This is a genomic window from Roseovarius sp. MMSF_3359, from assembly GCF_030733385.1.
In the GTDB taxonomy this organism is placed as follows: domain Bacteria; phylum Pseudomonadota; class Alphaproteobacteria; order Rhodobacterales; family Rhodobacteraceae; genus Roseovarius.
This window is the reverse complement of record NZ_JASHJC010000012.1, coordinates 99,522-123,413: the sequence shown is the minus strand read 5'-3', so window position 1 is coordinate 123,413 and position 23,892 is coordinate 99,522. Positions and strand designations below refer to the sequence as shown.

Annotated in this window: 28 protein-coding genes; 10 read left to right on the top strand and 18 right to left on the bottom strand. The window is 61.4% G+C overall.

The window, feature by feature from the left end; translation table 11 throughout:
• Nucleotides 1-185: 185 nt before the first annotated feature.
• From RBB29_RS16975 to RBB29_RS16960, 4 genes are all read right to left on the bottom strand, one after another.
• Entirely contained in the window at nucleotides 186-1,748 is a 1,563-nt protein-coding gene (locus RBB29_RS16975) for a trimethylamine methyltransferase family protein (protein ID WP_306115504.1), read from the bottom strand.
• Between the two features lie 104 nt (nucleotides 1,749-1,852).
• Nucleotides 1,853-2,737 (bottom strand): DMT family transporter, encoded by an 885-nt coding sequence (locus RBB29_RS16970; RefSeq protein WP_306115503.1) that lies wholly within the window; start codon nucleotides 2,735-2,737, stop codon nucleotides 1,853-1,855.
• The gene (locus RBB29_RS16965) at nucleotides 2,734-3,429 is read right to left on the bottom strand and encodes an HAD family hydrolase (protein WP_306115502.1); all 696 of its coding nucleotides are present in this window, start codon (nucleotides 3,427-3,429) and stop codon (nucleotides 2,734-2,736) included. The genes RBB29_RS16970 and RBB29_RS16965 overlap by 4 nt, the downstream gene beginning before the upstream one ends.
• A gap of 16 nt (nucleotides 3,430-3,445) precedes the next feature.
• Entirely contained in the window at nucleotides 3,446-3,730 is a 285-nt protein-coding gene (locus RBB29_RS16960) for a DUF3572 domain-containing protein (RefSeq protein WP_306115501.1), read from the bottom strand.
• Nucleotides 3,731-3,816: 86 nt separating this feature from the next.
• Between RBB29_RS16960 and RBB29_RS16955 the strand changes: the two genes are divergently transcribed.
• Nucleotides 3,817-5,208, top strand: coding sequence for a diguanylate cyclase (locus tag RBB29_RS16955; protein ID WP_306115500.1), 1,392 nt, complete (start codon nucleotides 3,817-3,819; stop codon nucleotides 5,206-5,208).
• Nucleotides 5,209-5,212: 4 nt separating this feature from the next.
• On the opposite strand, the gene RBB29_RS16950 is transcribed toward RBB29_RS16955, so the two are convergent.
• From RBB29_RS16950 to RBB29_RS16935, 4 genes are all read right to left on the bottom strand, one after another.
• Complete coding sequence (locus tag RBB29_RS16950; protein WP_306115499.1) at nucleotides 5,213-5,722, bottom strand: periplasmic heavy metal sensor; 510 nt, start codon at nucleotides 5,720-5,722, stop codon at nucleotides 5,213-5,215.
• Nucleotides 5,723-6,094, bottom strand: a complete 372-nt coding sequence (locus RBB29_RS16945; protein ID WP_306115498.1) for a hypothetical protein — start codon at nucleotides 6,092-6,094, stop codon at nucleotides 5,723-5,725.
• Entirely contained in the window at nucleotides 6,087-6,665 is a 579-nt protein-coding gene (locus RBB29_RS16940; protein WP_306115497.1) for an RNA polymerase sigma factor, read from the bottom strand. Before RBB29_RS16940 ends, RBB29_RS16945 begins: the two co-directional genes overlap by 8 nt.
• A 66-nt stretch (nucleotides 6,666-6,731) precedes the next feature.
• A complete protein-coding gene (locus tag RBB29_RS16935) occupies nucleotides 6,732-7,229 on the bottom strand; it encodes an EF-hand domain-containing protein (protein ID WP_306115496.1) in 498 nt (165 codons plus the stop codon).
• Nucleotides 7,230-7,465: 236 nt separating this feature from the next.
• Here RBB29_RS16935 and RBB29_RS16930 point away from each other — a divergent pair, with 236 nt between their 5' ends.
• Together RBB29_RS16930 and RBB29_RS16925 are read left to right on the top strand one after the other, a co-directional pair.
• Nucleotides 7,466-7,852 (top strand): DUF983 domain-containing protein, encoded by a 387-nt coding sequence (locus RBB29_RS16930; protein ID WP_306115495.1) that lies wholly within the window; start codon nucleotides 7,466-7,468, stop codon nucleotides 7,850-7,852.
• 25 nt (nucleotides 7,853-7,877) lie between these two features.
• Nucleotides 7,878-8,582, top strand: a complete 705-nt coding sequence (locus RBB29_RS16925) for an NUDIX domain-containing protein (protein ID WP_306115494.1) — start codon at nucleotides 7,878-7,880, stop codon at nucleotides 8,580-8,582.
• Nucleotides 8,583-8,605: 23 nt separating this feature from the next.
• On the opposite strand, the gene RBB29_RS16920 is transcribed toward RBB29_RS16925, so the two are convergent.
• From RBB29_RS16920 to RBB29_RS16895, 6 genes are all read right to left on the bottom strand, one after another.
• Nucleotides 8,606-9,403, bottom strand: a complete 798-nt coding sequence (locus RBB29_RS16920) for a substrate-binding domain-containing protein (protein ID WP_306115493.1) — start codon at nucleotides 9,401-9,403, stop codon at nucleotides 8,606-8,608.
• 14 nt (nucleotides 9,404-9,417) lie between these two features.
• The gene (locus RBB29_RS16915) at nucleotides 9,418-10,131 is read right to left on the bottom strand and encodes an energy-coupling factor ABC transporter ATP-binding protein (protein WP_306115492.1); all 714 of its coding nucleotides are present in this window, start codon (nucleotides 10,129-10,131) and stop codon (nucleotides 9,418-9,420) included.
• The gene (locus RBB29_RS16910; RefSeq protein ID WP_306115491.1) at nucleotides 10,128-10,832 is read right to left on the bottom strand and encodes an ABC transporter permease; all 705 of its coding nucleotides are present in this window, start codon (nucleotides 10,830-10,832) and stop codon (nucleotides 10,128-10,130) included. The genes RBB29_RS16915 and RBB29_RS16910 overlap by 4 nt, the downstream gene beginning before the upstream one ends.
• 89 nt (nucleotides 10,833-10,921) lie before the next feature.
• Nucleotides 10,922-12,346: an FAD-binding oxidoreductase gene (locus RBB29_RS16905; protein ID WP_306115490.1), complete on the bottom strand. Its 1,425-nt coding sequence runs from the start codon at nucleotides 12,344-12,346 to the stop codon at nucleotides 10,922-10,924.
• A 43-nt stretch (nucleotides 12,347-12,389) separates the two neighbouring features.
• Nucleotides 12,390-13,211 (bottom strand): MBL fold metallo-hydrolase, encoded by an 822-nt coding sequence (locus RBB29_RS16900; protein ID WP_371931519.1) that lies wholly within the window; start codon nucleotides 13,209-13,211, stop codon nucleotides 12,390-12,392.
• 130 nt (nucleotides 13,212-13,341) lie between these two features.
• Nucleotides 13,342-14,223: a LysR family transcriptional regulator gene (locus RBB29_RS16895; RefSeq protein ID WP_306115489.1), complete on the bottom strand. Its 882-nt coding sequence runs from the start codon at nucleotides 14,221-14,223 to the stop codon at nucleotides 13,342-13,344.
• A gap of 103 nt (nucleotides 14,224-14,326) precedes the next feature.
• Between RBB29_RS16895 and RBB29_RS16890 the strand changes: the two genes are divergently transcribed.
• From RBB29_RS16890 to RBB29_RS16860, 7 genes are all read left to right on the top strand, one after another.
• On the top strand, nucleotides 14,327-14,725 hold the full coding sequence (locus RBB29_RS16890) for a VOC family protein (RefSeq protein ID WP_306115488.1): 399 nt from the start codon (nucleotides 14,327-14,329) through the stop codon (nucleotides 14,723-14,725).
• The gene (locus RBB29_RS16885; protein WP_306115487.1) at nucleotides 14,722-15,393 is read left to right on the top strand and encodes an SDR family oxidoreductase; all 672 of its coding nucleotides are present in this window, start codon (nucleotides 14,722-14,724) and stop codon (nucleotides 15,391-15,393) included. The genes RBB29_RS16890 and RBB29_RS16885 overlap by 4 nt, the downstream gene beginning before the upstream one ends.
• Nucleotides 15,394-15,407: 14 nt before the next feature.
• Nucleotides 15,408-16,583 (top strand): MFS transporter, encoded by a 1,176-nt coding sequence (locus RBB29_RS16880; RefSeq protein ID WP_306115486.1) that lies wholly within the window; start codon nucleotides 15,408-15,410, stop codon nucleotides 16,581-16,583.
• Between the two features lie 18 nt (nucleotides 16,584-16,601).
• Nucleotides 16,602-17,690, top strand: a complete 1,089-nt coding sequence (locus tag RBB29_RS16875) for an alkene reductase (protein ID WP_306115485.1) — start codon at nucleotides 16,602-16,604, stop codon at nucleotides 17,688-17,690.
• Nucleotides 17,687-18,049: a cupin domain-containing protein gene (locus RBB29_RS16870; RefSeq protein ID WP_306115484.1), complete on the top strand. Its 363-nt coding sequence runs from the start codon at nucleotides 17,687-17,689 to the stop codon at nucleotides 18,047-18,049. The genes RBB29_RS16875 and RBB29_RS16870 overlap by 4 nt, the downstream gene beginning before the upstream one ends.
• A gap of 38 nt (nucleotides 18,050-18,087) precedes the next feature.
• Entirely contained in the window at nucleotides 18,088-19,098 is a 1,011-nt protein-coding gene (locus RBB29_RS16865) for a zinc-binding alcohol dehydrogenase family protein (protein WP_306115528.1), read from the top strand.
• A 401-nt stretch (nucleotides 19,099-19,499) separates the two neighbouring features.
• A complete protein-coding gene (locus RBB29_RS16860; RefSeq protein ID WP_306115482.1) occupies nucleotides 19,500-19,790 on the top strand; it encodes a hypothetical protein in 291 nt (96 codons plus the stop codon).
• Between the two features lie 154 nt (nucleotides 19,791-19,944).
• Here RBB29_RS16860 and RBB29_RS16855 read toward each other — a convergent pair whose 3' ends face one another.
• Genes RBB29_RS16855 through RBB29_RS16840 form a run of 4 tightly spaced genes read right to left on the bottom strand, consistent with a single transcriptional unit; the run spans nucleotide 19,945 to nucleotide 23,856 of the window.
• Nucleotides 19,945-20,529: a GNAT family N-acetyltransferase gene (locus RBB29_RS16855; protein WP_306115481.1), complete on the bottom strand. Its 585-nt coding sequence runs from the start codon at nucleotides 20,527-20,529 to the stop codon at nucleotides 19,945-19,947.
• Entirely contained in the window at nucleotides 20,529-21,791 is a 1,263-nt protein-coding gene (locus RBB29_RS16850) for a pitrilysin family protein (RefSeq protein ID WP_306115480.1), read from the bottom strand. Before RBB29_RS16850 ends, RBB29_RS16855 begins: the two co-directional genes overlap by 1 nt.
• Nucleotides 21,788-23,176 carry a threonine synthase gene (gene thrC / locus RBB29_RS16845; protein WP_306115479.1) on the bottom strand — a complete coding sequence of 463 codons (1,389 nt, stop codon included), beginning with the start codon at nucleotides 23,174-23,176 and terminating at the stop codon, nucleotides 21,788-21,790. The genes RBB29_RS16850 and thrC overlap by 4 nt, the downstream gene beginning before the upstream one ends.
• On the bottom strand, nucleotides 23,173-23,856 hold the full coding sequence (locus RBB29_RS16840) for an SURF1 family protein (RefSeq protein ID WP_306115527.1): 684 nt from the start codon (nucleotides 23,854-23,856) through the stop codon (nucleotides 23,173-23,175). Before RBB29_RS16840 ends, thrC begins: the two co-directional genes overlap by 4 nt.
• Between the last annotated feature and the right edge of the window lie 36 nt (nucleotides 23,857-23,892).

Genomic DNA, 23,892 nt, shown 5'->3' with positions numbered 1-23,892 from the left:
CGCCGAAAGCGTAAAACCAAGCGCGCTAAGAGCACAGCATAATGACTTGATTGCAAAACAACTTCTCGTTGATGACGCCTGTTAGAGCGTTCCAAGCTGCCGCAGAAAAACATCCGCCCCGGGCCTGACCCGGGGGCCTCTTGCCGTCGAAAGAGAGGTCCCGGATCAAGTCCGGGACGGGTGGATCAGAAGTCCGTCGGCGCGCCGCCCTCGGATTTGCGCCGCTCCACGAAGGCCTCCAACTCTTCGCGGATCGCCACGTCCATTGGCGGCGCCTCGAAACTCGAGATTATATCCTTGTAGGTCTGATGCGCCCGTTGCGCGGTCCAGACACCACCTGCGGCCTCCCAGGCTTCGAAATTGCGCCAATCGCTGAGGTAGGGTTGATAAAAGGCCGTCGTATAGCGGTCCTGCGTGTGCTGGATGCCAAAGAAATGCCCCTGGTCGCCCACTTCCTTGACCGCGTCCACGGCGATTTCATCGACGCCAGTCGCGGTCAACATCGGGTCCATATACCGCTGAATTTGCTGCAAGATCTCGCAATCCATTACGAATTTCTCGGGGCTTGCGATCAACCCGCCCTCCAGCCACCCGGCCGCGTGATAGACCATATGCGCGCCCGCCTGCACGGCGGACCAGAGGCTGTTCGAGGTCTCCCACATCGCCTGCCCGTCCGGCACGTTGGCGGCACAGACGCCGCTTGCGCGCATCGGCAGCCCATAAAACCGCGCCAATTGCCCGGTCATCTGCGTCGCGCGCATGTATTCCGGGGTCCCGAAGGCCGGCGCGCCGGATTTCATATCGACATTCGACGTGAACGTACCAATTGCACAGCAGGCGCCGGGGCGGATAATTTGCGCCAGCACGACGGCAACCAACCCCTCGGCCAGCGATTGCGCCACCGCGCCCGACATGGTGACCGGCGCCATCGCGCCCGCCAGGGTGAAGGGCGTGACCACAAGGCCCTGATTGCGCCGCGCCAGCCGCATCCAGCCATCGAGCATGGGATAATCGTGTTTCAAAGGCGAGGTCGAGTTGATGTTGGTGTACATCTTCGGCCCGGCGTCGAACTCCGCATCCGTGTGGCCGCCCGCGATGCGCACCATCTCCATCACGTCCTCGACACGCTCCTTGCCGAGGCAATAGGCATGGGCGACCTTGTCGGTGAGCGTCAGCTTGTCATAGAGCACGTCAAGATGCCGGATGCTGGCGTGGATGTCCTGCGGTTCCACCGGATAGCCGCCAACGAAATGGATACAGTTGAAATACTGACTTAATTTCAAGAGGTTCTGGCACATCTCTCGTGTGCCCGTGACCTTCTTGGCGATCTCCATGTCCCAATAGCTCGGCGGTGACGAGACGTTGCCGAAATTCAAATGCCCGCCCCCCATGGTGATCTGTCGGTCGGGATTGCGCGGCGTGATCGTCCACTGATCGGGGGCCTTGGCGATCATCTCCATCACGAAATCGCGGCCCATGCGGACGTTTTCGCCATTGATCGTACAGCCGCCTGAGCCGCGCAGAACGTCAAGCGCCTCGGGGTTCAGGAATTCGATGCCGATCTCCTCGAGGATACGCATGGCACCGTCGTGAATGGCCTGCACCCCGGCCTCATCAAGCGGCTCAACCGGGCGGTCGGTATTGATCGGCGGGGCCCATGGCATTTGTTCAATCGCGGCCGATCCCCGGCGCTCGGCACTGCCTGCGCGGCCCCCGCTACGACGTCGTCTGCTTGTTTCGCGTGCCATGCCCGTTCCTCCGGCTGATGTCTGATCCCATCGAAACACCGGCTGCGGCGCAACTGTACGCCACTTTGCGACACATGCTGTCGTTTTTGTTTCTCAGATGTCGGTTAGCCGGTGTTCTCGCGGTGGCGTGTTATCAGAAAGAGGTATCCCGCGAGGCTTGTGATGACGATGAAGCCACCCGCGAGCATCCGCTCCGTTGGCGCCTCTCCGATCACCAGCCAGACCCAGAACGGGCCGAGGATCGTCTCCAGAAGCATCAGAAAGCTCACATTGGAGGCGCGGGTGTGACGGGCCGCCACCGACAGGGAAAGAAACGACACCGGCAGGACCACCGCCCCGGTCAGGACCATGGGCAGGATGTTGCCCCGCGCCATCTCCTGCGGACCGATGAGCGCAAGAGAGGTCAGGCCACAAAGCAGCGCCCCGGATCCGACGAGGAGCGGGATCGGCAATTCCGGCCGGCCGCGCAGGATAACGAAATTGAGCGCCAGGACGATCGCGACACCAAGGCCCAGGACCGCCCCGGCGATCGTCGCAAGGTCCAGCCCCGCCGTCGCGCCCGCCTTGCCCGAAACAGCGATGCCAATCCCGCCGATGACCAGCACGATCGTCACCCATGTCAGGGTCGAGGTTCGCTCTCCCAGGATCAACCAGGCGAAGATCGCCGCAAAGACCGGCACCGCTGCCAGGCCGAATAGCACGACCGCGACCGGCGCGATGGCGATACCGAAGCAGAACAGGAGGGAGTTGAAGAACTGGCAGGCGATGATGGCCACCCCTGCCCCGGTTCGGAGCTGGCCCGCATCCTTTCGGTGCGCACGGCTTTGCATCAGCCAGACGAGAATCAGGACAGCGCCCATGCAAAGACCCCGCCAGGCGGTCATCTGCAGGCCTCCCATCCCCGAGAGCCGCATCAACATCGCATCCACGGTCAGCACCATCGTGCCGAAAAAGGCAAGCCAGATCCCGAAACGGGGGTGGCGCGTCATGCGGTCAGCCAGGCCGGGATATGGCTGATGTCCGGAAAGACGATATCGGCATAGGGCGCAAGTTCCATGGTATCTGCAAGACCGGTCAGGACACCGACCGTGTGCATGCCCGCGGCACGGCCAGCGATCAGGTCATGGGTGCTGTCGCCGACCATCGCCACGCGATCGGGCGACAGGCCTGTGGCCTTGGCGAAGGCCAGCAGCGGACCGGGATCGGGTTTGGCGCCGAAGCCCGAGTCGCATCCGGCTATGAAGTCGAAATGCGTCTCGATCCCGACCGACTTCAGATGCGCTCGCGCGGCGTATTCATTGTCATTGGTCATCACCCCAAGCGATAATCCCCGGCCTGCGAGGTCCGTAAGGTAGGGGGCGAGCGGCAGTGACGGGCTTTGCGGTACTTCGGCGGCGGTCATCATGAGGTAGTTTTCCACGTCATCTGCCGACCGACCGGGCAATTCCGCGGCAATCAGCGCCGCGATCGTGCTGGAGGATTCGGCAATCACCACCGACGTCGTGTCAAATTCCTGCCTGTCGAGGTCATAGCCAAGCAGTGCCGCAAGCCGGCGGATCATGCCCTCGTCACCCTCGGCAAGAGCGCGGATGACACCGCCCGCCCAGACGCTCCAGGTGGCATGAAAATCAAACAAGGTGCCATCCTTGTCGAAGAGAAGGCCGTCAACCTTTGTTGCCAAGATGTTTTCCTTTTGTTTACGTCCAGTTCACCTGTTCACCACCCGGCAGCGCCATCCGCGCCCGCATCAGACTTTCGTTGGGAAGGCCGTGATCCGCGCAGAACTCCACCACCCAGGCATCGTCCATCATCACGAAATCCAGCACCGACCCCAGAAAAACAGGATCTTCGGCGCCCTTGCGCAGATCCTCCTGCGAAACGCCCGACGCCCCCATGAACACCGGCAGCAGCTCTTCATTGCCCGCGAGCCACGCCAGGCACTGCAGCGCGAGGGTTTCGGCGGATTCCTGCATATTGTTCATTCGTGTAAAATTCCGGAAAGGTTTTCTTAACTTCTGACATGGATATTCCGCTTACGGAAGGGGCAGTCTGAAAGGCGAATTTCCCCATGTCAGGTAAAATTCTGATCGTTGATGAGTTGGCAACAAATCGCATTGTGCTGAAGGTAAAACTTTCCGCCGCGTTCTATGATGTTTTCCAGGCCCGAAGCGGGGCCGAGGCCCTCAGGATGGTGACCCGTCACAAGCCCGATCTGATCCTTGCCAGTACCGAACTTTCCGACTTCGACAGCAGTGCGTTTGTCCGCGCCATGCGGTCCTGCGATGCAAATGACAGCGTGCCTGTCATCCTGATCCTGTCAAACGACACGCCCGAAGCCCGGATTGAGGCACTCAAAGCCGGAGCAAGCGAGGTACTGTCCAAACCGGTCGAGGAAACACTCCTGCTGGCGCGGCTGCGCAGCCTGCTGCGCCAACGTCACATGAACCACGACCTCAAGATGCACGCCGGCACCGCCAATGCCCTTGGCTTCGCCGAGGCGCAGCAGGGGTTTGTCCGCCCCGGCAGGGTGGCCGTCGTCGCGCATCAGAAAACCGAAGCGACCCGGCTGCGCGCATCGCTCTCGGTCAATTCCCGCCACGAATTCATGGCTGTCTCCTCTGAACATGCGGGCGGCACCCTCAAGGATCATGACCGGCCCGACATGTACGTTCTGCAGGTCGATCCCGCGACCAGCGATGACGGCCTGCGCCTTATGGCCGAGCTGCGCGCTGCGCCCGCGACACGGAATTGCCCGGTCCTCGTGGTCTTGCCGGAAGAGATCAGGCGCCTGGCCGCCACCGTGCTGGATATGGGCGCCAGTGACGTCACCTGCGGCAACACCGACCCACGCGAACTGGCGCTGCGGATCGGTACACAACTGGAAAACAAGCAGACCGCCGACAAATTGCGCGCGCAGCTCCACATTGGCCTGCAAGCCGCGGTGATCGACCCGCTGACCGGCCTTTACAACCGGCGCTACGCCCTGCCCTTTGTCGAATCCCTGATCCGGGGGCAGCGCAGCTCTGATAGCAGTTTTGCGGTCATGGTTGCCGATCTGGATCACTTCAAGCAGGTCAATGACCGCTATGGGCACGCCGCAGGTGATGCGGTGCTCGCGCGCATCGCGGATGTCCTGCGCAACAATGCCCGTGACGAGGACCTGATCGCCCGTCTGGGGGGCGAGGAATTCCTGATCGTTACGCCTGAAACCAGCCCGGCCCAGGCAAAACAAACCGCCAGCAGGCTGTGCCGGATCATCCAGCGGACACCGATCAAGGTGCCGGGCCTCGATGCCCCGATCCATGTCACGGTCAGTATCGGCGTGGCCATGGGCGAGCGCGGCACAAACGGCGTGCGCCCGACGGTTGACGGGCTTCTGGATCACGCGGATCGTGCGCTCTATGGCTCGAAGGCGGATGGGCGAAATACCGTTACGCTGTCGAACCGCACCGCGGCTTGATGCCTTAGTCCTTGTCCGACTTGTCCTTTTTGCCCTTGCCCCGGCGGGTGAGCACATCTTGCAGGCGGTCGGCATAGGCGGCGCGATCTTCTGCTGTCATCTGCGTCAGGCGCGCAGTCAGCAATTCGAGCCCCAATCCAAGGCGATCATCGAAGGACTTCCGGTGCCGGGCAAGGCGCTGCTCGACCGCTTCGGGGTCAAACGGCTCGGCTTTGAGGTCGGCAACCAGTCCCATGAGTTCACCGTGATGCCGGGCGCGGTTGCCCTTCTCCTTGCGATGGGCCTTGCGCATCTCCTTGCCGATGGCGCGCCTGTCTTCGGGCGCAAGCGCCCGGGTCAGCGGCCCACCCGCCATCGCAAGCCGGGAGGGATGATGCGATCGCCAGTTCGACCAGGTGACCAGCGCGCCAATCAACGCCCCGACCACCAAAAGGTTCATCGCCAGCGACACCACCAGCAACACGCGCAGCCAGGGCTTCATCCCACCCGGGGCCGGTTTCATCTCCTCTGACATTCAGAGCGCCTCCTCAACAAGATCGAACCCGAGGTCCGGAGCCGCATCGACCAGGTAGCTGCTGCCGCCAAGATCGAGATAGGCGCCGGTTGCATCAGGCAAAGCGGCGGGCGGCATCACGCCCAGCCAGACCCCCGCCACCGTGGCCGTCGCCAGCCCTGCCATGGCGGGCCATCCGCCGACCGCGCCCGCAAACTCCCGCCAGCGCCGGACGAGAAAAGACTGCCGGGGTGCGCGTATACCCTGCGGCTGCACCGCTCTGGCATCGTCCAGGACACGGTGCATCAGGGCCGTTGGGGGCGTCGGCGGCGCCTGCTTTGCCGCTTCGAAAAACCGCGACAGATCAGTGGTTTCAAGTTCCTTGTCAGTCATCCGTGTACCCCAGTTCTTCTCTTTTTCCCGCCAGGTCGGCCGCAAGCGCCCGCTTCCCCCGGGCCGTCAGGCTTTCGACCGCTTCCACGCCGATCTCCATGATTTCAGCGATCTGCGGGTTCGACAGCCCCTCGATATGCCGCAGGATGACCGCTTGGCGCTGCCGGTCAGGCAACCGGGCCAATGCCGCCTGCAACGCCGCCGCGCGGCTTTGCTCCTGCATCTGCTCGGCGGCACTTGCCTGGCCGTCCTCGGGCTCCGGGATCGCCTCCAGCGCCACGCCCCGCGCCCGCCGCAACCGGTCAGTGCAGAGATTGGCCACCACGCGAAAGAGCCAGGTCGTCACCTGCGCCTCCCCCCGCCGCCATTCCGGCGCAATCCGCCAAAGCCGCATCAGGGCCTCCTGGGTCACATCCTCGGCCTCGGCGGGAATACCCAGCATCCGGCAAGCATGGGCATAGACGCGCGGCGTCAGGCGCAGGGTCAGCGCCTGCGCGGCGGCCTGGTCGCCGGCCGCGTAGCGCATCAGCAATGCTTCGTCGCTTTCGTCACTCATGGCATCCAGCGGCATATCCCCTGCCCATCAGGTCACGGTTGGGCGGCGCACCCGATGATGCCCCGCCCGCACCCCAAAGGCCTAGTCCGCGGCCCCGTCGGTGCTGTCATCCGCACCTTGCTTCCGCTGTTTCTTGTGCTTCTTGTGCTTGGCGCGCATCGCCTCGAACTCCTCTTTCGAGATCGCGCCATCCTCATTCGCATCCATTCGGGCGAACATCTTGCCGTCACGGCGGGCCTTCATCTCGTCCATCGTCAGGGCGCCGTCGCCATCGGCATCGTGACGCTCCAGCATGTGATCGACGTATTTCTCAGCCCGCTTGGCCCGGCGCTCTTGCACCCGCGCCAGCAATTCGTCCTTGGAAAGCGCGCCGTCACCATCGGTATCGGCCCCTTCGAACCGGGTCTGCATATGCGCTTCGATCTCTTCCTTCATCAGCTTGCCGTCGCCATTGGCGTCAAGTTCTTCGAAGCTGTGATGCGGGCGATGATGCTTTCCGCCGCCGGTATCGTTCGACGCAACCGCGCCCCCTGCGATGATGGCCAATCCAAGCGATGCCATAAGTGCGGTATTTTTCATTCTGGTTTCTCCGTTCAATATGTCGGTTCGTCTCTGCCCCAATCCGGTCTTCATGCCGGATCGTACTCTTCTTACGTGGCACCGAACATGTTCCGTCGCAGAAAAACGAAAATTCTTGCGGCGCTATTGTGCCGCCGCGGGGTTTGCGACATCGCGACGCAAGGCATCGTTCACCACTTTCATGTATGTCCTCAATACCCCATTTAGGCGACACGCGACGGGAAACAGGCAGCATCATGGAACAGACCGTAGAAAACGAAGAACGCGAACTCTGGCCCGCGGTCTGGAAAGGCTATCGGGGCAAATGCCCCAATTGTGGCAGCGGCCCGCTTCTGAAAAGCTATCTCAAGGTGCGCGATACCTGCCCCGTGTGTCAGGAAGACTTTTCGCACCATCGCGCTGATGACGGCCCGGCCTATCTGACCATCCTGATCGTCGGTCACCTGATGGCGCCGCTCCTGCATGTGGTCTTCACCACATGGCGGCCTGAGCCTCTGGTGCTCTTCACCATATTCGGCCTTGGCTGCGTCGGCCTCTCGCTATACCTTCTGCCAAGGCTGAAAGGGGCGATCGTCGCATTCCAGTGGGCCCGGTTTATGCACGGGTTCGGGAACAAGACCTGACCCTTTCGTAACGGAAAGGGCCTTCATGACCATCGACAAGACCGCCATCCGCAACGCGGCCACCGTTATTGCCTTGCGGGATCGCGAAAATGACCCGCATGTGCTGATGGGCCAACGCGGCGCCAAGGCCGCCTTCATGCCGTCGAAATTCGTCTTTCCCGGCGGGGCAGTGGATGCCGCCGACGCCAATGTGCCGCTGGCCACACCGGTCCCATCGGTCTGCGCCGAACGTCTGCGCGAAGACAGTGCCGAGGATCTGGGTCATGCGCTGGCCGCCGCCGCCATCCGCGAGCTTTGGGAAGAAACCGGGCTGATCCTGGGCCAGCCCGGCACCTGGGATGGTACCCCACCCGACGATTGGCAGGGTTTTGCCGCCAGGGGTCATGTCCCGTCGGCCAAGGCGTTGCAATTCGTCTTTCGCGCCATCACGCCGCCGGGACGCCCGCGCAGGTTCGATGCGCGGTTTTTCCTGATTGATGCAGATGAGATCGCGGGCGATCTCGATGATTTCTCGGCCGCCAGCGATGAACTGTCGCATCTGCAATGGGTGCCGCTTGCCAAGGCACGCGAGGAATACGACCTGCCCTTCATCACCGAGGTTGTCCTGGCCGAAGTGGCCACTCGCGCCCACGACCCGGCCCCGCCGACCTCGGTGCCGTTTTTCCGCAACGACGACGAGGCGAGCCTCTTCATCCGGTTGCGCGGTTATGCCCCCCGGTCGGACGAATAACGCCCGCCGACGAACACGACCGCCTATTTCTGCGCGTTGAAGGTAAAGAGCTGCTCCCCTTCCAGCCGGTAGCCGTCGATCAACACCTGCGCCCGGTCCGAGACAAGCCAGGCCTCCAATTGCGCGGCCAGATCGGCCTTCACATGGGGGTGTTTTTCCGGGTTCACGGGCAGGTAGGCGTATTGATTGAAAAGCACCGGGTCGCCCGCGAACAACAACGCCAGATCGCCCTTGTTGCCGAAATTGAGCCAGCTTGCCCGGTCAGAGAGGATATAGGCATTCATGCCCGACGCGGTATTGAGCGCCGCCCCCATGCCGGCACCGACCGCGTTGTACCAATCGCCCTCCGGCGCCACATCTGCGGCTTCCCAGAGGCTCAGTTCCTTCTTGTGTGTACCGCTGTCATCGCCGCGGCTTACAAAGGGCGCACCAGATCCCGCGATCAGCCGCAGGGCGGCCGCGGCATCTGCGGCGGCCTTGATCCCTGCCCCGTCGGCGCCGGGGCCGATAAAGACAAAATCGTTGTACATGATTTCCGTGCGATGTGTCGCGCTGCCCTCGGCCACGAACTTTTCCTCGGCGGCCTTGGCATGGACAAGAATCGCATCCACATCCCCCGCAGCACCCAGGCGCAGGGCCTGCCCGGTCCCGACGACGAGCAATTGGACATCAATGCCGGTATCCTGCTTGATTTCGGGGAGCAGCACCTCCGCCAGCCCGGAATTGTGAAAAGAGGTCGTGACCGCCATCTTCATCTCTTCCGCCCAGGCGGCGGTCTGGACAGTCAATACTGCACAACATACGGCCAGAAATCTGGTCATCGCTCGGGTCTCCTTCACTCCACGATGTCTCCATTCAGGAAGGCCCGGGCCTGGGGCGTTTCGGGATCCTCAAAGAACCCCGCCGCAGGACCAAACTCGTGCACCTTCCCATGCAGGATAAAGAGTACCTCATCGGCCAGCCGCCGTGCTTGACCCATATCATGTGTCGACATGATAATCCGGGTGCCCGACGCAACGGCGTCCTGCAAGATCGCCTCGATTTCCCGCATCGCCCGCCCGTCGAGCGAGGCGCAAGGCTCATCGAGAAAGAGCAGGTCAGGCTTGCGGATCAACGCGCGGGCCAGGGCAAGTTTCTGCCGCTCGCCACCCGACAGCACAGTGGCCTGCCGCCCCTCGGCCCCTGAAAGACCAATCCGCGCGGCCCAGTCTTCGGCCTGCTGCCGGGCCTGCGCCTTCGGCACGTTGAGCAGGCGCAGCGGATAGATCAGGTTCTCCAACACCGTCCGGCGCAGCATCACCGGTGTCTGGAACACGAAGGCTTGCCGGCGCTGTGCATCCTCCGTCCCGCAGGCCCAGGTAATCCCGCCGCGGTTTAGCCGAAGAATGCCATGCAACATCTTGAGAAGGCTTGTTTTCCCCGACCCGTTCGGTCCCACCACGATGGTCACACCACCGGCCTGAAGGGTCAGGTCGACCGGCCCGACGAGGACCTTGCCACGGCGCCGCACCTGCGCCCCGGAGACGGAAAGCGGGAAGAGATCGCTCACCAGCGGCCCTCCCTCTCGGTATGGCTCAGCCAGTGGATCGCAAGGTTCACGGCGATCGCAAGCGCGATAAGGACAAACCCAAGCCCGAGCGCCAGCGAGAAGTTGCCCTTGCCGGTCTCAAGCGCAATGGCGGTGGTCAGAACCCGGGTCGCGTGGTCGATATTGCCCCCCACGATCATGATCGCGCCCACCTCGCCAATACCCCTGCCAAAGCCTGCCAGCGCCGCCGTCAGAAGCGCGCGCCGGCTGTCCCAGAGCAGCGTCTTGATCCGCTGCCCCTGGGTCGTGTTCATCGAGATCAGCAGGTCGTGATATTCCGCCCAGAGATCGCGCAGCGACTGATGCGCAATCGAGGCGATGAGCGGCACGATGATGATGACCTGCGCAATGATCATCGCCGTGGGGGTGAAGAGAAGGCCCAAGACCCCGAAAGGCCCCGCGCGCGACAGGAACACATAGACGATCAGCCCCACCACCACCGGCGGCAGGCCCATCAACGCGTTGAGCACCGCGATGGTGATCCGCCGGAAGGGAAAACGCCGGACCGACAGGATCGCCGCCAGCGGCAGCGCGATCAGGCAGGCGATGACCAAAGCGGTCAGCGTCACCTGCAATGAGCGCAGCGTGATTTCCACCAGATCCGCATCCAGCGTCACGATCAGCCAAAAGGCCTGTGCGATCCCGTCCCAAAGCTCTGACATTGCAGGCGGTTCTTCCCCTCGCCCCTCTCGTCCGGGGCATTGCGACGTGCAGTTAACCGCGCGATCCCGGGGGAAACAACCGCAAATCTTCAGTCCGCGGGCAACCGCAGTACCGCACCCGGGTTCATGATCCTTTTGGGGTCAAGCGCGGCCTTGATCGCCTGCATGGCGGACAATTTGACCGGATCGCCATAGCGTTCGAGATCCTCGACCTTGAGCCGCCCGACCCCGTGTTCGGCACTGACGGACCCGCCCATCTCATGCACGAGGTCATGCACGGCCCGTTTGATCGCCTCGCGCTGGTCCAGATGCGCATCCCGGTTTTGCCCTTTGGGCGGAAAGACATTGTAATGCAGGTTGCCGTCACCCAGATGGCCGAAGCAGTTGATCCGGAAATCGCCCAAGGCCGCGATGACCTCCCCGCCTCGACGAATGAAATCAGGGATCGCACCCATCGGGACCGAAATGTCGTGAGAGCTGATCGAACCCACACGCCGGTTGCCCTCGGGGATGCTTTCGCGCACCTCCCAGAACTGGTGCCGCTGCGCCACGGACTGGGCGATCATCCCGTCGTGCACCAACCCGGCCTCAAGCGCCTCGGCAAAGAGCGTCTCCAGCGCCGATGCCGGGTCCAGCCCGCGTGCCAGGCCCACGTCAATCAGCACAAACCATTCCGGCGGTGTCGCGAAAGGTTGCCGCAGGTCCGGCAGGGTCTCCGCCAGGAAATCAAGCCCCATCCGGTGCATCAACTCAAACGCGCTGACCCCTTCGCCAAGATGGTCGCGCGCCAGCGCCAGCAGGGCAAGCGCCGCTTCGGGGCTTTCGACCACCATGAGCGCCGTCCCCTCACCCGCAGGCCGGGGATAGAGCTTGAGCGCCGCGGCGGTAATCACGCCGAGTGTCCCCTCAGAGCCGATCAGCAGGTTCTTGAGGTCGTACCCGGTATTGTCCTTCCGGAGCCGTTTCAACCCGTGCCAGATCCGGCCATCGGGCAGGACGGCCTCCAGCCCCAGGCAGAGATCGCGCGCATTGCCGTAGCGCAGCACGTTCACGCCGCCCGCATTGGTGGCAAGGTTACCACCGATCCGCGCCGATCCCTTGGCGGCAATGGTCAGTGGAAAAAGCCGGTCAACACCCTGCGCCGCATCATGAATATCGGACAGGATCGCGCCCGCCTCGACCACCATCACGTTTTCCTGCGGATAGACGGCGCGCACCTTCCGCATCCTCTCAAGACTGAGCAGGATCGGGGCAGGTCCGTCGGCCTGCACCTGCCCGCCCACGAGGCCCGTGCCGCCGCCATAGGGAACGACGCCTACCTGGGCTTCGGATGCCGCGCGGATAACGGTTGCGACCCCGTCTGCGGTCGAAGGTGCCACAACGACCCCGGCCTGCCCCGTCCACCGGCCGCGCGGCTCTTCCAGGTAATGCGGTGCCGGATCGCGGAACGCCTCATCCGGCAACAGGCTGCGCAGATGGGCCGCGAAAGTGGGATCGGCGGGGTTGAGTGTCATGCCCTATCCCTAGCATCTTCCCTCGCCGGGTCCAGACCCGTTCTCACTCATCCTCGCGCAGATAGGCCGGGCGCAGAACCATCACCGTCGGGCGCGTCGGCAGCGTGTCGAGCGACACCACGAGGTCATGACTGCCGGTATCCACGACATCGAATTCCGCCTCCATCCCCGAAAGGAACCGCCCGAGCGATCCGTCAATGAACCAGTGCATCGGGATCACGATCCGCGCCCGAAAGCGGCTCATCACCTTGAGCATGGTCGGCAGATCGAGCGTCACCCCGCCATCGACCGCCGCCATGACCACATCGAGCCGCCCGATCGCGGCATATTGTTCGGGGCTGGGTTCATGGTGCAGATGCCCCAGGTGACCGATGCAAAGCCCCGCTACCTCGAAAATGAAGATGGAGTTGCCTTCGCGCTCCACCCCTGCCCCGGACCGGATATCGGTGGAGACATTGCGGATCAGCATCTCGCCCAGGTCAAGTTTGTGATCTACGCCTTCGCCAAACGCGCCCCAGCCCCGCAGCACATGGGGAATGGCCGGGTCGGGATAGTCGGTGTAGTGGGTCGCATGGGCATGGTTCATCGTCACCACATCCGGGGTGAAATCGACATTGCCGACAAACCCGGTGAAATCGGTGACCGCCGCCAGCCCCCCTTCGGTCTGCAGCAGGAAACTGGCATGGGTGATATAGCGGAGCCGGACGGTGCCGTCAGGCACCGGATCGCGGAACGCCACATGGTGCAGATACGTGGCCTCCGGCATCGCGTCCGCAACAGCAAGGCAATGGCTGGGCTCACGCTCCTGCGCCATGACGCTGGCGGGCATGAGCAGTAGAAGACATACAAGAGCAGCGCGGATCACAAGACACCTCCTCGCGGGAAGATAGCACGATCGCGTCTAATTGCGATGCAGCCTTAGATCGCGATTGTCTGGACAGCGGACGAATCTGCCGTTGAGCCGGTAGGTGTGAGTGTCCGGTTTGGTCGCTACGCTATCCCAACCGTGCCACCAGAAACTCCATCAACGCTCTTACGCGCCGTGGCTGGACCGCACCTGCCGGATAGACCATTTGAAGCGCGTTCGGTTCTGGTGAAAACGACTCCAGTACCTCGACAAGATCACTAGTTGCCAGATCGGCGCGGATGTCCCATTCGGACTTCCGTGCAATTCCCTGACCACCCAGGCACCACCGCCGAATGAGGCCGCCATCATTGGCAATGCGGTTCCCCAAAACCCGCTGCGTTTTCATCTGACCATCGATCACAAACGACCAGTCCTGATCTGTATTGGCTCCAAAGCGCATGATCAGGCAATTATGGTGGCTGAGATCATCGGGATGCATGGGTGTCCCGTTGCGCTTAAGGTAGTCCGGTGCGGCGCAGACAATCCGACGGTTTGTTCCGAGCCTACGCGACTTCATCGTGCTGTCGGACAATTCGCCAAAGCGCAGGGCAAGGTCGATGCCTTGCCCGACCAAATCAATATTGCCATCGCCGAGCGTTAGGTCGATTGCGATTTCCGGATGCTCTCCCATGAACTGGTCCAGCAGCGGAGCAAGCTGCGTACGGCCCAGGTCACTGGGTGCACTCATGTGGATCGTGCCGGAAATCTTTTCCACCCCCAGCTTGATCCTTGCTTCTGTTTCCTCTGTCTCTGCCAATATGCGCCGCGCGCCTGTGACCAGCTCGCGGCCCTCGTCTGTCAAACTGATTGAGCGTGTCGTTCGTGTCAACAGGCGCGCACCGTAGTGGGCTTCAAGCGCAGCAAGCCGTCCTGTGACGGTAGCGGGCGACAATCCAACCTCGCGCCCCGCAGCCGCAAGCCCTCCCTTTTCCACGATCAGCAGGAAGAGTTTGAGATTTTCGATCAGCATTGATGCCTCATTATTCGCCGATTCCGAATTATCTTTTGGGAAATTAGCCAATTATTTGGCCCAAGGATAGGCGGTAGATGATGATCAACGAAAGGAGATCATCATGCATCTCGACCACATCACCATCCGAACACGCGATTTGCCCGGGACACGGGCATTCTTGCTCAAGGTCTTTGATGAGTTGGAAGAGCATGCCCGGCCCAGGGCGATCCACCGCATTCCGGGCCACTGGCTCTACGCCGGTGACAAGCCGATCATCCATCTGATCGGGGCGCGTGGCTACGGCACGGATACCGCTGCTGAAGCCTACGACCATGTGGGCATCCATCTTGATGGCTACAGGGACTTCCGCGCCAAGCTCGAAGCTCTGGACATCCGCTATTCAACGATGGACCTCGAAGAGCTGGACGAGCGGCGGCTGTTTTTCCGCACGCCGTCCGGTCCACTCATCGAAGCCGTTTTCCATGAACCAATGCCTCAAAGAGAGGAGACGCTTCAATGACCTTTACCAAAGAAACCAAAACCATTGTGATCGGCGGCACATCTGGGATCGGAAAAGCCGTCGCAACAGCGCTGGCAAACCGCGACGGGACCGTTGAAGTGGCAAGCCGGTCCACTGGCCTCGATGTGAAAGATGAGGCCGCGATTGCAGCCTACTTTGACGCGCAAGGTCCGGTCGATCATGTCATTTTCACCGCAGGGTCGTCAGCGCCTGGTGGTGCGGTGACAGAAGTGCCGTTTGATGCCGCGAAGCAAGCCTTTGACACCAAATTCTGGGGCGCGGTCGCGGTTGCCAAAGCAGCCGCGCGTCAAATCAAACCCGGCGGCACGATCACGCTGACCTCCGGGTTTCTCGCCCGGCGCACCGTGCCCGGAACCTATGTCAAGACGGCAATGAACGCGGCTTTGGAGGCCGTGGCCAAAATTCTGGCCAAGGAACTGGCCCCAGTCCGTGTCAACATCGTCAGCCCCGGCCTGACCGATACCGAAGCCTATGCCGGTATGACGAGCGAGGCGCGTTCGGCAATGCTCAACAACACCGCGAAGTCGCTACCTGCGGGCAAGGTCGGCTCCGCCGATGATCTGGCAGCTGGCTACCTCTTCGTCATCGATAACCCCTTCGTCACCGGTGCCGTCATCGACATCGACGGTGGCGCCTTGATCAACTGAAGGAGGACCACATCATGTCCCTCAAATCGAAAATGCCGCTGCAGGTCTGGATATTGACGCTCGCAGCATTCGCCATCGGCACAGCAGAATTTGTCATTGCCGGTATTCTGACCCAAGTGTCCGAAAGCTTGAATATCTCTGAAGGTCAGGCGGGCCACCTCATCACCGCCTACGCGATGGCCATCGTCATTGGCGGGCCGATCCTGACACTCTGGCTGGCCCGCTACCGCAAGCGCGTTGTGCTGATCGGTCTGATGGCGCTCTTCGTCGTCTCGAACCTGATCACGGCCTTTGCCACCGATTACACAACACTGATGATCAGCCGGGTCATGGCTGGTCTGACACAGGGGCCATTCTACGGCATCGGAGCCGTTGTTGCGACGCGGCTGGTTGCCAAGGACATGGAAGGCCAGGCGGTCGGCCAGATGTTTGCGGGCCTGACGCTGGCCAACGTCCTGGGTGTTCCCGGTGGCGCATGGATCGGCAATATGTTCGGCTGGAACACGACCTTCATCGTCGTCGCGATGCTTGGTGCAATGGCTGCCGCTGCCATTGCTGTTGCTATCCCGCCGCAAGGTGCTGAGGAGCCGAAATCCATCCGATCGCAGATCGGCGCATTCCGCAATCCGCAGTTGCTGGCCAGTTTGTTCATCACAACGCTTGGCTGGGTCGGCTTCATGACCTTCTACGGCTACATCGCGCCTATCGCAGAACAGGTCGCAGGCTTTGAACGGTCGTCCCTGACATGGATTCTGGTGATCATCGGGCTGGGTCTCGTCTTTGGCAACACGCTGGGTGGCAAGACTGCCGACAAGAACCTCAGTGCGTCCCTGATCGGCTGGCCTGCCGCAATGATCGCCTCCCTGATCGTGGTCGGTATGGTGGCCTCGCAACCCTACCTGTTCGTTGCTGCGGCCTTCATCTTTGGCGTCGTCTCTTTCGCCAACGTCCCGCCGATGCAGATGCGCGTCATGAAGCATGGCGGTAAAGCGCCCGAGCTTGCAGCAACCGCCAATATCTCGGCCTTCAACATCGCCAACGCCCTGGGCGGCATCATCGGTGGCGCGGTTGTCGATAGCACGCTGGGGGCAGCTTACATCCCCTTCGCTGCGATCATCGTGCCCGCAATCGGTCTCGCCTTCATCATCTGGCAGGAGCGGAAACCCGCTCCCGCCGCCACCCACGCCTGAAATCGAAAGGAACCTGACATGACACTTTTCAACCCCGTAACCATCGGCAACATCGACCTGCCTAACAGGGTGGTCATGGCCCCGATGACCCGCTCACGGTCAACCCAACCAGGCGATGTGCCGAACGCCATGATGGCAGAGTATTACGCGCAACGTGCCAGCGCAGGCATGATCATCACAGAAGCCACACAGATCACACCGGAAGGCAAGGGTTACTCCTTCACGCCGGGCATCAATTCCAAGGCACAGGTTGCCGGATGGAAACTGGTGACAGAAGCGGTTCATGCCAAGGAAGGACGCATCGTCTTGCAGCTCTGGCATGTGGGCAGAATGAGCCACCCGATGTTCCACGCAGATGGCAAGCCTGTTGCGCCGTCTGCTATTGCCCCGGATGCGACCGTCTGGATCGTGGACCCCGAGACCGGCGAGGGCGGCATGGTGGAATGCCCTGTTCCGCGCGCGCTTGAAACAGATGAAATCGCCCGCGTTGTCGAGGACTACCGCCTTGCGGCCCGTAACGCCAAAGCCGCCGGATTTGATGGCGTCGAGATTCACGCAGCCAATGGATACCTCATTGACGAGTTCCTGCGCAGCACATCCAACCATCGTGATGACGCCTATGGAGGTTCTGTGGAAAACCGTATCCGTTTTGCGGTGGAAGTTGCCGAAGCGGTGACATCCGAGATGGGTGCAAACCGGACTGGCATTCGTTTCTCGCCCTTTATCACGCAACGCGGTATGGATGACGCGGACGCGCCACAGACCATCCTGACCCTGGCAAAGGAGCTGGACCGGATCGGATTGGCCTACATCCATCTGGCCGAAGCCGATTGGGACGATGCGCCGGAAACGCCGGAATGGTTCCGCAAGGAATTGCGCAAGGCCTATTCGGGGTCGGTCATCGTCGCAGGTGGCTACACACCGGACAAGGCCAACGCAGTTATCGAGAACGGTTACGTCGATGCTGTGGCCTTTGGACGCCCATTCATCGCCAACCCTGATCTGCCACGTCGATTTGCGGAGGACTTGTCGCTGTCCGGCTTCGATGGTGACACGCTGTTCGGTGGCGATGCGGCAGGCTATACGACCTATGAGGCTGCAGCATGACCGCCCCGCTGACAGATCGCGAGATCACTGAAGGTCGGGCAAATGACCGGATCGGCACTGCGCTTGTCGCTGAGACAGACGGAATGCGTATCTGGCACCTCCGGGTGCCGCCCGGCGAAACCCATCCACCCCATCGTCATGACCGCCCCTACTTCTGGACAGTTCTGACCGATGGCACGGCCCGATCCCGCTTCGATGACGGTCGTGTGGTCGATGTGACCTACACCAACGGCCAGACGCAGCATTTCCCCGATCTGTCGCCTGACGATGCCTTTGTCCACGACCTGACCAACACCGGCGAGACGGAGCTCGTTTTCGTCACCGTCGAATTTTCACAGGGCGACCCGTCTGCCGAATGACGGCCGAGGTAAGCCCACTACGCGAAAGGGAAAATACTATGAAAGCCGTTGGATTTACTCACTACCTCACAGTCGAGGACGTCGATGCGTTTCTCGATCTGGAGATAGAAAAACCCAAACCTGAAGGCCGTGACATACTTGTCAACGTCAAGGCAGTTGCCGTGAACCCGGTCGATGTGAAAGTGCGCGCACCCAAAGACAAGGTGGAAGAGACACCGCGCATTATCGGCTATGACGCATCCGGCGTGGTCGAAGCTGTCGGTCCGGACGTGACCCTCTTCATGCCGGGCGATGAGGTGTACTATGCGGGCGACATCACCCGCTCGGGCACCAATGCCGAGTTCCATCTTGTCGATGAGCGGATCGTCGGTCGTAAGCCTGCATCTCTGTCGCACGCCGAAGCCGCCGCCCTCCCTCTAACGACAATCACAGCTTACGAGGCGTTTTTTGATCGTCTGGGCATAGATCGCGACGGAGCGGATGCCGGACAATCAATCCTTATCATCGGTGCAGGTGGTGGTGTCGGCTCCATCGGTATCCAGCTTGCCAAGCTGGCCGGTTTGACGGTGATTGCCACCGCATCCCGCTCCGAGACTTCGGATTGGGTGAAATCGCTTGGCGCGGATCATGTCGTCAACCACCGCGAAGATATGGTTGCGCAGGTGCACGCTATTGGCATCAAGCACGTCGATTATATCGCGATCTTCAACGACATGCGCCACTGGAACACGGCGGTTGAACTGATCCGCCCGCAAGGCGGCATTGTCAGTATCGACGACACCGATCTGCCCATGCCAATGGGCGGAATGAAGACCAAGGCCGCGAGCTTTCATTGGGAATTCATGTTTGCCCGCTCAATGCACCAGACGCCGGACATGATCGAGCAGCACCGCCTGCTGTCTTACGTGGCCGATCAAATTGATGCGGGAAACATCAAGACGACCGTCTCCGAGGTTCTATCTCCGATCAGTGCCGCCAAGATGCGTGAAGCGCACAGGCTGGTCGAGACTGGTCAAGCCAAGGGTAAGATCGTCGTTGAAGAATTTTAACCATTGTCACGGAGCGGCGTCAGACCGTTCCGTACAACCAGATTTTAGTAAGCAGCCCTTCATGCATCTTGCAGCATCGGTAGGTTCGGGCTCTAGCCAGACATTGGACGTCGCTGGTCGGTTGTGTCAGGTTGTCGATCGACAGTTCCAACAAAGGTTCGAAGGGATGAAGAACTTGCTCATAGTTTCTTTAGTGAGTTGTATTGCCTGGTTCGGTTCGGCCATCATTAGATTGGAAAATGAGCATTATGCCCTCTCAATTGGCATGTGCCAAACCGACAAGGGCGTCGCCGATCCAGTTTGTTTGGCTGATGTTGAAACCAGGACCAGTTTTCTCTGGCATCTAGCTTATGGGTTACGTGTGCTTTGATCCAAGATTCCTTTAAAAAAGGTGCAGATTGATGAAAACCCCAATTGCATTAACCATATTTCTAACTGGCATGCATCCTGCATTCTCTCAAACTGATGAATATACAGCTGATCTTTCTCAGTTATCGAACGATCTACAAAGCAATCAGTTAACTCAGTTTGGGTACTGGGTTGAGCAGAAAAATGTGATGGGCGAATGGGAAAAGATGATTTTCATTTTCGGGTTTGCCGATCCCGGCGATGAGGCGGCGTGTCTTCGATTAGTTGAATTGGCTGTAAGCGATAGCCCAGCAGTCGAATGGCGCTGTAAACCAATAGATTGATACTTCCAAGAATGGTGCAAACGGCGGCTGAGTGGGACTCTTCAGAAATTGAGCGTCGGGCGCTACCCCGCGGCGCGATGCGCACTGCTTCCGGGCAAGAGTGCGTGACCGCTTCGGGCTCAAGGCGGTCATTCCGCCTTGCAGCACCGGCGCCCTACCCCGCGTCGGTCTTGCCACGGCGGTCCATGCGCAAAGCGGCGTAGAGCACATGAGTGCGCCACCGGCCGTTGATCTGCAGATAGCTCTGCGCCACACCTTCATATTTGAACCCGCATTTTTCGAGCAGCGCGCGCGAAGGTTTGTTCTCGGGCAGGCATGCCGCCTCGACACGGCTCAGGTCCAGCCGTTCGAAGGCGTAATGCACGACGCTTTTGATCGCTTCCTGCATGTAGCCCTGCCGCGCATAAGGCTCCCCGATCCAATAGCCCAACGTCCCGGCCTGCGCCGGACCGCGGCGGATATTGTCGAGGGTGATCGCGCCCAGGAGGTTCTGATCCTCGCGACGGATCAGGAAGAGCGGCACCGCCGAGCCGTTGCCGATCGACCGCTGCGCCCAGTAGACCCGGTTTGTGAACCCCTTGCGTGCCAGGTGATCCGACGCCCAGATCGGCTCCCACGGGATCAGGAAATCGGCGGATTGGCCCCGAAGGCTGCTCCACGCACGGAAATCGCTCAGAATCGGTTGGCGCAGTGTCATGCGCTCGGTCTCGATCTTGAGCTTCCGGCGTGGCAGGAACATCAGGCGGCGCGCCTTTCCTGCAACGCATCCAGTGTTGGCGCCCCCTCTACCGGCCCGTAAAGCGCCATGGCGGCGGGGGCGCGGCTGGCCAGGTGTTCCGCAAGCGTACGGACATCGGCGAGGGTCACCGCGTCGATATTGGCCACGACCTCGTCAAGGCCCGGCACCCGGCCCCAGATCTGCAACATCCGGCTCAGGCGTTCCGCGCGGTTCGACGGGCTCTCCAGCCCCATCAGCAGCCCCGCCTTCATCTGCGCGCGGGCACGGTCCACTTCGACCGCGGTCATGTCATCCGCCGCGCGTTTCATCTCATCGACAGTGATCTGCGCCAGATCAGCCATCTGCCCGGCAGAGGTACCCGCATAGATCGTCGTCATGCCCGTATCGGCATAGGCCCCGGCCTGCGCATAGATCGTATAGCACAGCCCGCGTTTTTCGCGCACTTCCTGAAACAGGCGCGAGGACATCGACCCGCCCAGGGCACTGGCATAGATCTGCGCGGTATAGATCGCCGGATCGGTGTAGTTCGGGCTCTCGAAAGCCAGCGCGAAATGCGCCTGTTCAAGCTGCTTGAGGGTGCGGCTTTCGCCCCCGGCAAACCGCGCCTCGGCGGCGTGAATGGTGGGGGTCGCGGCCATATCGCCAAAAAGCGCCTCGGCGGATTTGACCAGGGCCGCGTGATCCACCGCGCCCGCGGCCGACAGGATCATCTGACCGGGCCGGTAATATTGCCCCACAAACCGTTGCAGGTCGGACCGGGAAAACGCCCGCACCCGCTCTTCGGGGCCAAGGATGGTGCGGCCCAGCGGATGATCGGGATAGGCCTTCTCCTGCAGCCAGTCGAAGATGATGTCGTCGGGCGTATCAAGCGCCTGTCCAATTTCCTGCAGGATCACACCGCGCTCGATCTCGATCTCACCCTCGTCAAAGACCGGGTTGCGCAGGATATCGGCAACCACGTCCAGCGCCAGTGGCACATCATCCTGCAACACGCGTGCGTAATAGGCCGTCACCTCGCGCGAGGTGTAGGCGTTGATATAGCCGCCCACATCCTCGATGGCCTCGGCGATCTGCAACGCGGAACGCCGCTCCGTCCCCTTGAAGGCCATATGTTCGAGGAAATGCGCGATGCCGTTCTGACTGGCCTCTTCGTGGCGCGCACCGGCCAGAACCCAAATGCCGATCGAGGCCGATTGCAGCCCCGGCATATGTTCGGTGACGATGCGAAATCCGTTTGAAAGCGTCGTGAGGTTTACGGTCAATTCCCGGTCCGGTCCCTTATGAGTGTCTCGATGGCCCCCAGGTCATTCGCGACCCGGGTGATCCGTTCTGACCGCTCATACAGGTCCGACATGGCGGGGGGCAAGGGGGGATGCACACCGCTCGCCCCTTCCACCGCGTCCGGAAACTTGGCCGGATGGGCCGTGGCCAGCGTGATCATCGGCGTCCCGGCCACGCGATGTTCATCGGCAACCTTGACCCCGATCGCGCCATGCGGACAGAGCAATTCGCCGGTGGTCGCATGGGCCGCGCGGATCGTGGCGCGGGTTTCATCCTCGCTGCACCGGTCACTGTCGAAACTTTCGCGCAACGCTTGCAACGCGCCTTGCGAGACGCTGAATGCGCCCTCTTTCAACTCCTCCATCAACTGGCTGATGGCCGCGCCATCGCGCCCATAGGCCTCGAAGAGTGCGCGTTCGAAATTGGAGCTGACCTGGATATCCATCGACGGGCTGATCGAGGGGATCACGCCATCGGGTTTGTATTCAGACGTGCTCAGGCAGCGATGCAAGATGTCGTTCTGGTTCGTCGCCACCACCAGCCGGTCGATGGGCAGACCCATCCGTTTGGCGATGTAGCCCGCGAAGATATCACCGAAATTGCCGGTGGGGACGGTGAAGCTGACCTTGCGCTGCGGCGCGCCGAGGCTGACCGCGGAAGTGAAGTAATAGACCACCTGCGCCAGCACCCGCGCCCAGTTGATCGAGTTGACGCCCGCCAGGCCAACGGCATCGCGGAACTCGAAATCGTTGAACATGTCTTTGACCTTGGCCTGGCAATCGTCGAAATGCCCGTCCAATGCGATGGCATGCACATTGTCCTCGGAGGGTGTCGACATCTGCCGCCGCTGTACCTCGGAGACGCGGCCATGGGGGTAGAGGATGAACACATCCACCGCTTCAAGCCCGCGAAACGCTTCGATCGCCGCCGAGCCGGTATCGCCACTTGTTGCGCCGACGATGCAGACCCGTTTGCCGGAACGTTTGAGCGACGCCTCGAAGAGCTGCCCGATAAGCTGCATCGCGAAGTCCTTGAACGCGAGCGTCGGCCCGTGGAAGAGCTCCAGCAGGAAGTGGCCGCTATCCAATTGCACCAGCGGTGCGCGGGCGGCATGGCCGAACCCCTCATAGGCCCGCGCGATGATGCCGCGAAACTCGTCATCGGTGAACGTGTCGCCGATGTAAGGCTTCATGATCCGAAACGCCGCCTCTTCGTAGGACACGCCTTCGAGTGCCGCGATCTCATCATGAGACAGTGTCGGGATCGTTTCCGGCAGATAGAGCCCGCCATCGCGCGCCAGCCCGGTCAGCATCGCCTCTTCGAAACTCAGGACCGGGGCCTGACCCCTTGTCGATACATATCTCACGTCTCGTCGCCTTTCGGTTTTCTGGTCGTGCGCCAGAGGAAATATCCGGTCATCACCAGCCAGATCGCGGCCAGGGAAAACCATGTGATTGCGTAGCTCAAGTGATCGTTGGGAATGGCGGTCGTGTCCACGGGCAACGGCGTCACCGGAAGGTCCGTTTTCGACGTTTCGCGCACAACAAGCAGCAAAGGCTCGGCCCCGAGCATCCCGGCCATCTCGTCAATGTCCCGCGCAAACCAGGTGTTGCCGGTCACATCATTCTCCGGGGTGGAGCTGTTGCGGTCATCCGGCCAGTTCAGATTGCCCGTCAGGGTGACCGTCTCATTGGTAAAGGCGGGGATGGTTTCATCGACCTTGATGAAACCAAGATCAACGAGGATCGTGCGCGCATCGGTGCTCAGCGTCGTGATGAGGCGATAGCCCGCGCCGATCTGCTTGCGGCTCACGAGAACGCGCAAAGGCGGTTGGCCCAGCATGCCGGTGACAGTCACCGGCAGGTATTGATCGGCGGCAGGGTCCGGAGACGCGGGCAATGCCACCGGCTCCGCGGCGATGCGCGCTTCGATATCCGCAAGCACCCCCTCTTTCCACGCAAGCCGCTGCACCTGCCAGATGCCAAGCGAGATGAGGATGGCCGCGCCGGTCAGCCCAAAGATCAGAGGTATCAGAATGCGGCGCATCATGTGGTCCCGAAGAATGCTCTGCGTCACCTATAT